Origin of the sequence: Glutamicibacter sp. AOP12-B1-11, from assembly GCF_052379245.1 — a bacterium.
GTDB lineage: Bacteria > Actinomycetota > Actinomycetes > Actinomycetales > Micrococcaceae > Glutamicibacter.
This window is the reverse complement of record NZ_JBQSYL010000028.1, coordinates 31,224-44,232: the sequence shown is the minus strand read 5'-3', so window position 1 is coordinate 44,232 and position 13,009 is coordinate 31,224. Positions and strand designations below refer to the sequence as shown.

At 64.5% G+C, this 13,009-nt stretch carries 13 protein-coding genes; 7 read left to right on the top strand and 6 right to left on the bottom strand.

Features of this window, described 5'->3' with window-relative positions:
• Nucleotides 1-58: 58 nt before the first annotated feature.
• Both ACT3UQ_RS15695 and ACT3UQ_RS15690 read right to left on the bottom strand, forming a co-directional pair.
• Nucleotides 59-562, bottom strand: coding sequence for a hypothetical protein (locus ACT3UQ_RS15695; RefSeq protein WP_105554139.1), 504 nt, complete (start codon nucleotides 560-562; stop codon nucleotides 59-61).
• Between the two features lie 78 nt (nucleotides 563-640).
• Entirely contained in the window at nucleotides 641-1,459 is an 819-nt protein-coding gene (locus tag ACT3UQ_RS15690) for a GAP family protein (protein ID WP_105650234.1), read from the bottom strand.
• Nucleotides 1,460-1,568: 109 nt separating this feature from the next.
• On the opposite strand from ACT3UQ_RS15690, the gene ACT3UQ_RS15685 reads away from it, so the two are divergent.
• On the top strand, nucleotides 1,569-2,807 hold the full coding sequence (locus ACT3UQ_RS15685) for a sensor histidine kinase (protein WP_444619584.1): 1,239 nt from the start codon (nucleotides 1,569-1,571) through the stop codon (nucleotides 2,805-2,807).
• Complete coding sequence (locus tag ACT3UQ_RS15680; protein WP_444637494.1) at nucleotides 2,804-3,445, top strand: response regulator; 642 nt, start codon at nucleotides 2,804-2,806, stop codon at nucleotides 3,443-3,445. The genes ACT3UQ_RS15685 and ACT3UQ_RS15680 overlap by 4 nt, the downstream gene beginning before the upstream one ends.
• A gap of 16 nt (nucleotides 3,446-3,461) precedes the next feature.
• Here ACT3UQ_RS15680 and ACT3UQ_RS15675 read toward each other — a convergent pair whose 3' ends face one another.
• Complete coding sequence (locus tag ACT3UQ_RS15675) at nucleotides 3,462-3,818, bottom strand: VOC family protein (RefSeq protein ID WP_096289022.1); 357 nt, start codon at nucleotides 3,816-3,818, stop codon at nucleotides 3,462-3,464.
• A gap of 156 nt (nucleotides 3,819-3,974) precedes the next feature.
• Nucleotides 3,975-4,925, bottom strand: coding sequence for a LysR substrate-binding domain-containing protein (locus ACT3UQ_RS15670; RefSeq protein WP_105554143.1), 951 nt, complete (start codon nucleotides 4,923-4,925; stop codon nucleotides 3,975-3,977).
• Nucleotides 4,926-5,059: 134 nt separating this feature from the next.
• On the opposite strand from ACT3UQ_RS15670, the gene ACT3UQ_RS15665 reads away from it, so the two are divergent.
• Nucleotides 5,060-6,460: an MFS transporter gene (locus ACT3UQ_RS15665; RefSeq protein WP_105554144.1), complete on the top strand. Its 1,401-nt coding sequence runs from the start codon at nucleotides 5,060-5,062 to the stop codon at nucleotides 6,458-6,460.
• Nucleotides 6,461-6,538: 78 nt separating this feature from the next.
• Here the strand turns inward: ACT3UQ_RS15665 and ACT3UQ_RS15660 are convergent, their stop codons facing one another.
• Nucleotides 6,539-7,435, bottom strand: a complete 897-nt coding sequence (locus ACT3UQ_RS15660) for a LysR substrate-binding domain-containing protein (RefSeq protein WP_181148543.1) — start codon at nucleotides 7,433-7,435, stop codon at nucleotides 6,539-6,541.
• 114 nt (nucleotides 7,436-7,549) lie between these two features.
• On the opposite strand from ACT3UQ_RS15660, the gene ACT3UQ_RS15655 reads away from it, so the two are divergent.
• Genes ACT3UQ_RS15655 through ACT3UQ_RS15640 form a run of 4 tightly spaced genes read left to right on the top strand, consistent with a single transcriptional unit; the run spans nucleotide 7,550 to nucleotide 11,910 of the window.
• Nucleotides 7,550-8,827, top strand: coding sequence for a cytochrome P450 (locus tag ACT3UQ_RS15655; protein WP_444637493.1), 1,278 nt, complete (start codon nucleotides 7,550-7,552; stop codon nucleotides 8,825-8,827).
• Between the two features lie 56 nt (nucleotides 8,828-8,883).
• Nucleotides 8,884-9,207, top strand: a complete 324-nt coding sequence (locus tag ACT3UQ_RS15650) for a 2Fe-2S iron-sulfur cluster-binding protein (RefSeq protein WP_105554147.1) — start codon at nucleotides 8,884-8,886, stop codon at nucleotides 9,205-9,207.
• A gap of 5 nt (nucleotides 9,208-9,212) precedes the next feature.
• Complete coding sequence (locus ACT3UQ_RS15645; protein ID WP_105554148.1) at nucleotides 9,213-10,460, top strand: NAD(P)/FAD-dependent oxidoreductase; 1,248 nt, start codon at nucleotides 9,213-9,215, stop codon at nucleotides 10,458-10,460.
• 49 nt (nucleotides 10,461-10,509) lie between these two features.
• Nucleotides 10,510-11,910 (top strand): MFS transporter, encoded by a 1,401-nt coding sequence (locus ACT3UQ_RS15640; RefSeq protein ID WP_444637492.1) that lies wholly within the window; start codon nucleotides 10,510-10,512, stop codon nucleotides 11,908-11,910.
• 190 nt (nucleotides 11,911-12,100) lie between these two features.
• On the opposite strand, the gene ACT3UQ_RS15635 is transcribed toward ACT3UQ_RS15640, so the two are convergent.
• On the bottom strand, nucleotides 12,101-12,985 hold the full coding sequence (locus ACT3UQ_RS15635; RefSeq protein WP_444637491.1) for a bifunctional methylenetetrahydrofolate dehydrogenase/methenyltetrahydrofolate cyclohydrolase: 885 nt from the start codon (nucleotides 12,983-12,985) through the stop codon (nucleotides 12,101-12,103).
• Between the last annotated feature and the right edge of the window lie 24 nt (nucleotides 12,986-13,009).

Here is a 13,009-nt window from a genome sequence, read left to right as displayed (position 1 = left end):
TACAAACAGACAGCGCAACGTTCGGCGTGAACGTTGCGCTGCGCGGTAACAAAATAATTTAGTTGACGATCTCGCCGTCGATGGCCTCGCCGGAGGGCTTCATCATGTCGCGCGCGTTGGTCGCGGTCATTTGGATGGTTTCCAGGGCACGGTCGATCATTTCCGCGGAGTTCTCCGCGTTCTGCTCGCGCTGCTCGGCGATCACCCGGGCCTGCACCTGGATGATCTTGAAGGAATGGTCCAGCTTCATATCGCGCTGGCTCGTGCCTTCGTCGACGACGACGGTGGAGCCACCTTGCGCGCGGCCGGTGGCTGCCGCGGTGGCTTCGCGAAGCGAGCTGTTGATCTTATCCGCCCCGCGCTTCAGGCCGAACATCATGAACGCCGCAAGCAGCAGCCAGCCGGCGGAGATCGCGACGATGAACCAGCCGACGACCTCGTTCGAGTTGGCGGCGAACACGACCGCCACCAGGAGGACGACGACCATCACTGCCATGGCCAGAGTCGATGCGTTCAGGGTGACTTTCTTGCCCTGCTTCGCGGTGCTGCCTAGAGGTTCCATAGCTGAAATTATCTCATTTTGGCTCCGCGCTGACCAATTTTCAGGCCACCGGTTCGCCCACAGCGTGCCCCCGTGGCGCTAGGAATTGAATACGCGACTCATGAAGTCCCCCAGAGACATCCCGTCCAGCGCCGCCCGGATGATCAGAAAGCCGGCGATGCCCACCACCCAACCGAGGGTTTCCTGCGCGTAGCCGCCCAGTTTTCTGCCCACCCGTTGCAGCCAGTTATCCAAGCGGTCTCCGGCCGCCGCGCGGATGGCCACGAAAATGAGGCCCGGGACGATCATCACCACGCAGTAGATCGCCAGCAAGGAGAGCTGCATCGGTTCGGACCAACCACTCTGCTTGAGTATCGCCATGGCGCCGAGGTAGGGAAGCATCGTGGGCAGTTCCAGCAACCCCGCGACCAGCGCCAGCACCGCGATCCCGGACTTGCTATCCAGTGCCCGGGCCAGGAACCCGCGCAGGTTCTTCGGTACTTGCGGCCCGGCAGCCCCCGGCGCAGCTGGGTCCGTTGGCTCCGCGCGCTCTCGGGACGCGCCACCGACGGCCGATTTGCGCAGCGCAGCGGCCTTTTGCGCATCGGTTTTGTAGGTCAACGCCCAGATGATCATGCCCGCCCCGAGCAACAGGCTGAGCAGCCTGATCGTCGGGTGTTGGAAGAAGCCGGCCGGAACCAGTCCCGCACCAAGGTTCCAGCCCGAGCCGATCAGCACGCCAATCACCCAGTAGAACGCCGCGAGCAGCCCCAGATACACAATCACGCGCGGGATGGCTCGCCGGTAGTCGCGCCGCAGCAGCAACCAGATCGGGATGACCAGGGTGCCGATGCTTGTCGCATCGATGAGCGCGAGGATTAGCAGCATCAGGCCCGGGGACTGCATCAAGAAGTTCATGCTTCTCACTGTGCGGCTTCGCGGCGTGCTTGAAAATCGGGCAACGGGCCACCTGGCCTCCTACTTTAGGAGGACGCGAGGCGGCCGGAATAACGGGCATGCTTAATGGGTGAGAAGAAAACTAGCGCAGCTGCTGCGCCGCCTGGGCAGCGGGGATCAGGAACCCGAAACCGTAGGCATGTACTTGCTGCTCACCTCCGTGCTGCACTTGGCAAATCTGGTCAATCCGCCGCTGGCGGGTTTTGCTGCGCTGGCCGGATGGTGGTTCCCGGTGCTGGCCCTTGGCACGGCTCCGCTGTTTCTGCGCCGCCGGATGCCCACGCTCTGCGCCTTATGGCTGCTGCTGTTCGCGGCATTGCTGCTGGCGATGGGCAGCATCGGCGGGTATTTCCTGCTCTTCGAATCCGTATTCACCATCTACCTGCTGGCCGGCGCACCGGTGCGGCGCTGGACGCTGATCGTGTTGAGCCTGGTCACGCTCACCGTGGCCGGGTACATCTGGGCGAAGACCGGATCCACCTCCGATGCGGTGCTGGCGATCTTCATCGCCGGGTTTGTCTTCTTCACCCCGATGCTCTGGGCCGAGAACGTGCGTACCGCCAAGGAACTGGCGCACAGCGAATCGGCGCGGGCCGCCGCGGTAGGCGCCGCCGCGGCGGATCGCGAGGAACTGTTGGTGGCCGAGCATCGGGCGTCGAATATCGAGGAACGCACCGCGCTGGCCCGGGAGATGCACGACGTGCTTTCCGCACGGCTGTCCTCCATCGCGCTGCTCAGCGGCGCACTGCTCGAACGCGAGCCGGTGACCAGCCGGCCTGATCTGCACGCCCCGCTGGAAAGCATCCGTGCCGAATCGGTAGCCGGGCTGCAGGAGATGACCTCGATGGTGCGGATGCTGCACGCGGGCAGCAGCTCGGCCCTGCGCGCGGACCTTAGCGGGCTGCCCGAACTGGTGCAGTCCTTCCAACAGGCCGGGCAGCGAATCCGCTATGACACCGGCGTGGATTCGGATCTGGCCCTGGTAGCCGAGCAGACCCAGACGGCGATCTACCGGACGGTGCGCGAGCTGCTGGTCAATCACGCAAAGCATGCGCCGGGCAGCGCGCTGCACCTGGAGCTGCTCCAGGCGCCGGCGGCCCTGGTGGTGCAGTCCAGCAATCCGCTGCGCGACGCGCCCGATTCGGCCGGCGCCCCTAGCGCTGGCGGAGCAGGCAGCGGGCTGAATAATATCCGTGCCCGCGTGCAGGCCCTGGGCGGGCACTGCGAATTTGGCAGCGGCAGCACATTCTGGACGCGGTGCGAATTCCCCACCGTCCCGGAAATCCAGCAGGGGAGCCGCATGAGATGAGCGTCAAAATCTTGATCGTCGACGATCATTCCACGGTGCGCATGGGGATCCGGCTGGTTCTCGAGGCCGACTCGGCCATCGAAGTCCTCGGCGAGGCGGCCGACGGCCGGCAGGCGGTGAGCATGGCGCGGGCGCTGCGCCCCGACGTGGTGCTCATGGATCTGCGCATGCCGATCCTCGATGGGGTCGCGGCGACAGCCGAAATCAGCTCCGCCGGATTGGCCCGCGTGCTCGTGCTGACCACCTTCGACGATGACGCCTACCTCTTCGGTGCGCTGCAGGCCGGCGCGCACGGGTTCCTGTTGAAAAGTTCCACGCCGACGCAAATCCTCGACGGGGTGAAAACGACCGCGCGCGGCTGTTCGGTGCTGGACCCCGAGGTGACTTCCCGCGTCGTGGCGCAGGCGATGGCGGCACTGGACCCGCACCCGGTGCCGCCCCCGCTACCCGAGACCCTCACCGACCGGGAATTGGAGGTGCTGGCCGGCCTCGGTGCGGGATTGAGCAACCCGCAGATCGCCGCGCGCTTGGGCATCGGGGAAACGACGGTGAAAACCCACGTATCCCGGGTGATGGGCAAGTTGTCGGTCAGCTCCAGATTGCAGGCGGCAAAGATCGCCTTTGCGCACTGGGGCTAGGCAAAACCCGCGCGGCTTACCAGCTCACCAGGCAGAACGGATGCTGCTGCGGGTCCAAATACACGCGGAAGGTCTTCGAGCCTTCACCGGTGAGCGCGGCACCGAGGGCGAGTACCTGCTGCTCGGCGAGATCCAGATCCTTGACCTTGACATCGAGATGCGCCTGCTGCGGGTGCAGATGCCCCGGCCATTCGGGGGCCACATAGGGGCTGACCGCCTGGAAAGCCAGTCCGGGACGGTCCGGTGCGTCGCCGATGCTCACCCAGTCCGGCTCATCGTCGAGCCGGATCATGCCCAGCAGCTGCTCATAGAATGTGGCCAACGCGCTGGGATCCTCGCAGTCGATGACCATGGCCTGCCATGTGCCAATCATTTCCTTAGCCCTTCGCCTTGAAAAGTCGTGTGTGCTTCGGATGCTTCCCATTATGCCCAGCCGCACGGCCTGGCGATAGTGCCCGTCGGGGCAAGAATCCACGCTCTGCGGCGGTTCGGCCGTTGGCTTGGTGCGATGGGTTTTTGCCGATTTGGGCTAACTGCCGGCAGAGCTCTGGTTCTCCGGTTGCGCACGCTGCCAGGACTCGTTCATCGCGGTAATGGCAAAGTCGATCAGGGCGAGCACCCGCGCCGAGAGCTGCGCCTTGCGCGGCCAGATCGCCACGACGGCGCTGGGATAATTCGGCGGGTTGAGCCGGCGAATTGCCAGTTTGCGCCCCTCGAGCGATAGCTCGGCATTGTTCGGCCGTGACATCAGCAGCCCGTAGCCCAACCCGCGGCCAACCATCGCGTTGACCAGAATCATCTGCGGCACCGAGGCGGTGATCTTCGGCACCAGCCCGCGCGCCGCAAAAAGCTGCATGGTGTATTCGGTGCTCGGCACCGATTGGTACATGATCAACGGTTCCGTCACGAGATCGCTTAATTCCAGTGGCCGCTCAAGGCGCGCCAGCGGATGCTCGGGGTGCAGCACCACCTGCATCTCGGTCTCGTAGATGACCTGCTTATTCATCTCTTGCGGCAGCAACAGGTCGTAGACGAAGGCAACGTCGAGGTCCCCGGAGTTCAGCGCCGGGATCAGTTCCTCATGGGTGCCCACGCGCACGCTGACGTCCAGCTCCGGGTGCACCCGGGGAAATCCCTCGAGCAGCGCGGGGACCACATGGGGTGAGAGCGAGGCGAAGCAGCCAAAACGCACCGGACCGCGCAGCTTTCCCTCTTGGTGCGGAAAGGTCGCCTGCAGCTCATCGACCTGGGCAATGATTTTTCGCGCCATCGATGCGAAGTACTCCCCCGAGGCGGTCATCGAAACGCCATGGGCCTTGCGGCGCAGGCACAACGGTTCGCCGGCGATTTTTTCGATTGCGGTAATCGATTGGGACAAGGCCGATTCGGAAATCTTCAGCTCGCTGGCGGCCGAGCCTAGGGTGGCATGTTCGGGCAATTCGGCAATGATTTCCAGATGGCGCAGGGTGAATTTCGGCATACAGTTAAGTCTACCTTCAATAGTTCTGCAGATCTTTGAAGTTTACCTAAGGTTTGTGTGGTGCGACACTGTAGTGACTTACAACTCACGCAGTACTGGTTTTTTGGGGCCAGCGCAGCTCAGCGAGGAGCACCATGGGTAACACCGCAAACATCGCAGGACGGAGCGCCAAGTCCAATCAACGGCGCGTCGCTTTTGCCACCATCATCGGCACCACCGTTGAATGGTACGACTTCTTCATCTACGCCACCGCAGCCGGCCTGGTCTTCAGCCAGCTGTTCTTCGAACCGGCCGGCAAGGAAATTGGCCTGCTGATCTCCTTCGCCTCGGTGGGCCTGTCCTTCCTCTTCCGCCCGCTGGGTGCGTTCCTCGCCGGGCACTACGGCGACAAGATCGGCCGCCGGGCGATGCTGGTGCTTACGCTGAGCCTCATGGGCGCCGCGACGATGCTCATCGGCGTGCTGCCAACCTACGAGACCGCAGGCATCCTGGCGCCGATCCTGCTGCTGTCGCTGCGCATCCTGCAGGGCATCTCCGCCGGCGGCGAATGGGGCGGCGCGGTCCTGATGGCCGTCGAGCACGCACCCGATACCCATCGCGGACGTGCCGGTTCCTACCCGCAGATCGGCGTGCCGCTGGGCATGCTGCTCGCCTCGGGCACCATGGCGCTGATGACCGGCGTCATCTCCCCGGGCGAAGAATTCGTGCAGTGGGGTTGGCGCGTGCCGTTCCTGGCCTCCATCGTGCTGATCGCCGTGGGCTACTTCGTGCGCCGCGCGGTCGACGAGTCCCCGGTCTTCGAAGAGATCGCCGAGCAGAAGGCGCAGACCAAGGTGCCGATCCTCGAGCTGTTCCGCAAGCACTGGCGTCTGGTTGTCGTCGCGGCATTGGTATTCGCGGGCAACAACGCGGCCGGCTACATGACCACCGGCGGCTTTTTCCAGTCCTACACCACCGACCCGGATGGGCCAATCGGTCTGGAACGCACCGACGTGCTCATCGCGGTGGTCTTCGGGGCCGCAATCTGGCTGATCTTCACGATGATCGCCGGACTGCTGGCCGACGTGCTGGGCCGCGTGCGCACCTACCAGGTAGGCTTCGTGATTCTGGGACTGTCGATGTTCCCGGTCTTCGCGCTGGTCAACACCGGGTCGCTGGGCCTGCTCTACCTGGCCTTCGGCATCTTCGGCATCGGGCTGGGGCTGACCTACGGCGCCCAGTCGGCGCTGTACTCCGAAATGTTCCCCGCCTCGGTGCGCTTCTCCGGTGTGTCGATCTCCTACGCGATCGGCGCGATCGTCGGCGGCGCTTTCGCCCCGACCATCGCCCAGGCGCTGGTGCAAGCGACCGGCGGGACGAACGCGGTGGCCACCTACCTGCTGATCGTGGTGGCGATCTCGCTGATCGCAGTCTCGATGATCCGCGATCGGAAAGGCATCGACCTGTCCTTCCGCAATCAGGCCGAACAGGAAGTCGGCGCGCTGGTCTTCGACAAGCGCGTGGCAGAACCTGCCAAGGATCTGAGCAACCGCTAAACGGCACCTGGCATACAGCAATGCCCCGGCAAGAAACCAAATGGGTTTCCTGCCGGGGCATTGCCGTGCCCGTGGCGCTTAAAGTGCATGGATCTGCACGGCAAGATCCCGCATGGCAACGGCCGCGAGGGAGAGCCTGACCCCGGCTCCGTACACCATCGAGACCCCGACCCTTCGAACCGCCGGGTGAATTCGCTTGGTCACCAACCTCCGCCCTTCGTAGGTCAGATCAGAAGCGGGTCTCTGCACCAAAATCGCGTAGCCCATCCCCCGCCCCACCATCGAGCGGGTGACTTCGAAGTCGGTGGTGCGATACCTGATCCAGGGAGTCAGCCCCGCGGCTTTGAACACCATTTCTGTATGCTCTCGGCTAGGCGGCACGTCCAGCAGGATCATCGGCTCTGCGACGAGCTCCGCCAAGGCGACCTTCTGTTCACCGGCCAAAGCGTGGCCTGCCGGCAGCACCAGCGAGGGCTCGGTGGAAAAGAGCTTGGTCCGCTCCAGCCCGGCATCGAGCGAAAAATCGTAGACCAAGGCCAAATCCAGTTCGCCGGCCAACAACATCTCGTTGATGCGTTGCTGCGTTCCCGCATAGAAGTCCAGCTGCACCTGAGGGTGCAGCTGGCCATACACGTCCAAGAGCTCGGTGAGCACGGTGGGGGCCAAGGACGAGTAGCAGCCGATCTTTACCCGCCCACGCAGCACCTCTCCCACGCCGCTGGCCATTAGCTCCAGATCTTCGGCGCCTTCGATGAGATTGCGCGCCTGTGACAGCACGTAGCTGCCGGCAGGAGTGAGCTGCACCCCATGGGCTTTGCGCCGGATCGTCAGCTGGGTATTGAAGATCTTCTCCAACTCGTTCAGTGACCCGGTCACCGCCGAAGCCGATAGCGATAAATTTTTCGCCGCGCCGGCTATCGATCCGGCCGCGCCGATCGCTACCAGGCATTCGAGCTGCCGCAGGGTAAAACGCATTTCAAAACCTCGCCTAAACCGTGGATACAGCTCACATAAAACCAGTTTACCGACGATTGTGGCTTGTCGCACACTGGAGGAAGCCAGGAACATAACACGTACAGGAGCCCAGCCATGAGCACTTCCACCGACGCACCTGCCAGCTGCCCATTCAGTGGGGCAGCCGCCGAGGCTTCCAGCATTTCACCTGCGAAGGCCCGGCCGTCCAGCGAGACCGGAGCGGAAGCGCCTAGCGCGGACTGGGTCACCATCGCCGACTTGCACGACGATCCGTTCCCCATCTACCAGAAGCTGCGGGCGCAGGCTCCGATCCACTGGGTGCCCGCCGTCAACAGGTATATGGTCACCTCTTACGCGGCCGCACATGAAATCGAACAGAACGAGGCAGATTTCACCGCCAATGAACGCGAATCCCTGATGAAGCGCTCCATGGGGCATTCGATGCTGCGCAAGGACAATCCAGAACACCAGATCGACCGTGACTCCTATGGCAAGACCCTGCGTCCGGCAACCATCAAGAACCACTGGAATGAGATCTTTGCCGCCAACAACGACAAGTATCTGAACGAGCTGCAGGCCAAGGGGCCCGGCGCCGACTTCGTCTGGGACTATGCGGCCCCGTACACCGCGGAAAACTTGCGTCTGATCTGCGGATTCCACAACGCCAGCCAGCAAGACATGCAGCGCTGGAGCCAGAGCATGATCGACGGCACCGGAAATTACGCGGACGACCCGGCGATCTGGGCTAAATCCGCCGAGTCCTCCGCCGAGGTCGACGCCGCCATCGCGGAAATGCTTCCCTACCTGGCGAAAAATCCGGATCATTCGCTGCTCTCCGGGCTCGCTTCGATGCCGATTCCGTTGGAAGCGATCCGCGCAAACCTGAAAATGACCATCGGCGGCGGGCTGAACGAGCCACGCGACGTGCTGGCAACTACCGTCTGGGCCCTGCTGAATCACCCGGACCAGCGACACGCGGTGCAGAATGACGATGCGCTTTATTCCAAGGCTTTCGAGGAATCCGTGCGCTGGGTGGCACCGATCGGCATGTACCCCCGGGAAACCACACGTGATCTGGTGCTCGAGGGCATTGCTCTACCCCAGGGGGCCCGACTGGGGGTCGTGCTTGGTGCCGCGAACCGCGACCCGCAGGTGTTCGATGATCCGGAGTCCTTCAACATCTTCCGTCCGAAAAAAGCCCACTTGGCCTTCGGCGGTGGCGTGCACTTCTGCGCCGGCACTTGGATCGCCCGCGCACAGGTCGCCCAGAGCGCCCTGCCAACTGTCTTCAGACGCCTGCCGAACCTGCGATTGGATCCGGCCAATGCGAGCGTCGACGCCGGATGGGTCTTCCGCGGCATGACCAAGATGCCGGTGCTCTGGGACAGCTAGTCCGCGCCGCATCTCCCGAATTTCCACCAACTATTCCAGTACGAAAGCGAGCCCCCGTGCCTACCATCATTTTTTCACAATCGGACCAGTCAGCTACCGAGATCGAGGTCTCCGAAGGCACCAGCTTGATGCGCGCCGCGGTCAGCAATGGTGTGGCCGGAATCGTCGGTGAATGCGGCGGTCAAGCCATGTGCGCGACCTGCCACATCTACGTCGACCCGGAATTCTCTGCCGAACTCGATGAGATCGGCGAGGACGAAGAGGAAATGCTCGACTGCACCACCGCAGCCCGCACCGAATACAGCCGGCTGGGCTGCCAGGTGAAGATGTCCGCCAAGCTCGCGCGGATTCGCGTAAGCGTACCGAACGAGCAGGTCTAGGGCCCGTGGGTGCAATCAACGAACGCGTCGTGATCATCGGCGGCGGGCAAGCGGGAATCCAGCTCGCCGACTCGCTGCGCGCGCAGGGGTACCAGGGCAAGATCAGCATCGTGGACGATGACCGGGCACTGCCCTACCAGCGTCCGCCGCTGTCCAAGGACTTCCTCGCCCAAGGCCCGGCCCCCGAGCCGCTGCCGCTGCGCGCGGCCAGCTTCTTCGCGGAGCAGAACATCGAGCTGCGCAGCGGTCTCACCGTGCTTAGCGTGGACACCGTACGACGCAGCGTGGCGCTCAGTGACGGAAGCACGCTGGGCTATGCGCATCTGGTGTTCGCCACCGGGGCACGCAACCGGCAGCTGGCCTGCCCGGGGGCGGAACTTCCCGGCGTGCTGGGGCTGCGGACCTTGGCTGACGCGCAACAGCTGCAACAGGCGTTGGGCCGCGCCCGGCAGGTGGTGGTGATCGGCGCCGGATTCATCGGCCTCGAATTCGCTGCGGCGGCGCGAGCCCGCGGGCTCGCCGTCACGGTGCTCGAATTCGCGCAGCGGCCGATGGGCCGCGCGGTGTCCACCTGCCTGTCGGACTGGTTTGCCCAGGCCCACCGGGACAACGGCATCGATCTGCGGCTCGGCGAGGGTGTGCGCGAAATCCGTGCCACGGGCAATTCCCTGGTGGTCGGATCGAGCACCGGCGACGAATACGATGCTGATCTGGTGGTCTATGGCATCGGGGTGCTGCCCAATATCGAGCTGGCCCAAGCCTCCGGGATTCACACTGAAAACGGAATCACCGTGGACGCCGCGCTGCGCACCAGCACCGCCGGGGTCTACGCCATCGGCGACTGCGCCTGGTTCCCCAACGCCTTCAGCGGATCGCGGACGCGCCTGGAATCGGTGCAGAACGCCACCGACCAGGCCAAAGCACTGGCCGAAGTGATCGCGACCGGATCCGGCGAGTACGCCGCGCTGCCCTGGTTCTGGAGCACGCAGGGAGCGTTGCGGCTCCAGATCGCAGGGCTTGCGCACCCGGAGGACACTCCGCTCGTGCTCGGCGAAATGCGGGCCGGCAAGTATTCGGTCGCGCTCTTCCGCCAGGGAGTGCTCACCGCGGTGGAGTCGGTTAATTCACCGGCGGACCACATCGCCGCGCGCAAGCTGCTCGCCTCCCGCACCGAAATTACCCCGGCGATGCTCCGCGAACCGGGGAGCACGCTGAAGGAATTGGCCAAGCGCGCGGTTCTCATCGGCGCCTGAGCCCGAACCTCGGAATCAGCTCAGCCATCAACGTCCAGTCAGGAACTCCATGAACACCGCCACCAGCACCCCAGGCCGCCGCGGCACCAATCAGCGCCGCGTCGCCTTCGCCACGGTCATCGGCACCACCATCGAATGGTACGACTTCTTCATCTACGCCACCGCCGCCGGACTCATCTTCGCGCAGCTGTTCTTTGAACCGGCCGGCGCCCAAATCGGGCTGCTGCTGGCGTTCGCCTCGGTGGGCATCTCCTTCCTCTTCCGCCCGTTGGGTGCCTTCCTCGCCGGACACTATGGGGACAAAATCGGCCGCCGGGCCATGCTGGTGCTCACCTTGACACTCATGGGGGCCTCCACCACGCTGATCGGCGTGCTGCCCACCTACGACACCGCCGGGGTGCTGGCACCAATTCTGCTGTTGTCCCTGCGCATCCTGCAGGGCATCTCGGCCGGCGGCGAGTGGGGAGGCGCGGTGCTGATGGCCGTGGAACACGCTCCGGCGGACCGCCGCGGCCGGGCCGGGGCTTACCCGCAGCTCGGTGTGCCGCTGGGCATGCTGCTGGCTTCCGGGGTCACTGCCCTGATGACCGGAGTGATCTCGCCCGGCGAAGCATTCCTCGCCTGGGGCTGGCGGGTCCCGTTCCTGCTGAGCATCGTGCTGGTCCTGGTCGGATACTTCATTCGCCGTGCGGTGGATGAATCACCGATCTTCGAGGAGATCGCCGCCAAGAGGGCGCAAACGAAGGTCCCCGTAGTCCTGCTCTTCCGCAAGCACTGGCCGCTGGTGCTCATTGCCGCACTGGTCTTCGCTGGGAACAACGCCGCAGGTTACATGACCACCGGCGGATTCCTGCAGGCGTATATGACCAACCCGGAGGGTCCGGTCGGCTTCAGCCGCACCGCGGTGCTGATCGCGGTGTCCTATGGCGCGGTCATGTGGTTCATCTTCACCGCGCTGTCCGGATTGGTGGCCGACAAGCTAGGGCGCAAACGAACCTACCAAATCGGTTTCATCTCGCAGCTGCTGTGCATATTCCCGCTCTTCTGGTTGGTCGATACCGGGAATCTAGGTCTGCTCTATCTGGCGTTCGCCTTCTTTGCCGTCGGGCTCGGATTCTCTTATGGTCCGCAGGCGGCGCTGTATTCCGAGCTGTTCCCGGCGTCGGTGCGCTTTTCCGGTGTGTCGATCTCCTACGCCCTCGGTGCGATCCTGGGTGGGGCCTTCGCCCCGATGATCGCCACCGCCCTGGTGAACGCCACCGGAGGGACCAATGCGGTGGCGCTGTACCTGATCAGCATCACCGCGGTGTCGCTGATCGCCGTGTCGCTGTTGCGTGATCGCAGTGGGATCAACCTGTCCATCGAGAACCAAGCCGAGCAGGAAGTCGGGGCCACCATCTTCGACAAGCGCGTTGCCGTTGCGGTCCCGGAACAAGCAGGCATCCGCTAGACCACTTTGAGCATGTATCAGGCTCGATAACCTGGCTCTTCGGCGGTCGTGCCCGGGTCAGCGCGGCGGGCGTGGCCAGCGGAGCTGACCGCCGGAGGCATCACCAGCCGGCGTTCCGGGTACGCAAAAGGCCCGTGGGCCATCCCCGCCGCGGCGGGGATGGCCTACGGGCCTTCGGGTTGCGTTGCGCCTAGCTGGCGGCGTGGGCGGCGTGGGCGGCGTTGCGTTCTGCCGCCTCGACCACATTGTTCAGCAGCATCGCGCGGGTCATCGGGCCTACGCCGCCCGGGTTCGGGCTGATCCACGAAGCGACCTCGGCGGCCGCCGGATCCACATCCCCGGTGACCTTGCCGTCAACCCGGGAGACCCCCACGTCGAGCACGATCGCGCCGGGCTTGATGGACTCGGCCTTGACGATGTGCGGGACCCCGGCGGCGGCGATGATGACATCGGCCTGGGCCAGCAGCTCGGGCAGGTTGGTGGTGCCGGTGTGCGCCAGGGTGACGGTCGCGTTGACCGACCGGCGGGTGAGCAGCAGTCCGACCGGACGTCCGATGGTCACGCCGCGGCCCAGGACCAGCACGTGCTTGCCGTTCAGATCGATATCGTGCCGGGCCAGCAGGTCCACGCAGCCCAGCGGGGTGCACGGCAGCGGGGAGGCCATCGGGCGGTTCACGTTGGCGACCAGGCGGCCCAGGTTCATCGGGTGCAGCCCGTCGGCGTCCTTCTGCGGATCCATCGCCTCCAGGATCGTGTCCTGGTCGATATGCTTGGGCAGCGGCAGCTGCACGATGTAGCCGGTGCAATCCGGGTTCTCGTTCAGCTCGCGCACCTTGGCCAGCAGCTCCTCCTGGGTGGTTTCCTCCGGCAGATCCACGCGGATCGATTCGATGCCGACCTCGGCGCAGTCCTTGTGCTTGCCGCCGACGTACCAGGCCGAGCCCGGGTCGTTGCCCACCAGGATGGTGCCCAGCCCGGTGGCGTAACCCTGCTCCTTGAGCTTGGCGACGCGTTCGGCCAGCTCCGCCTTGATGGTTGCCGCGGTGGCCTTGCCGTCGAGAATACGTGCGCTCACACTGTTCCTTCCGTTGTGGCCTGC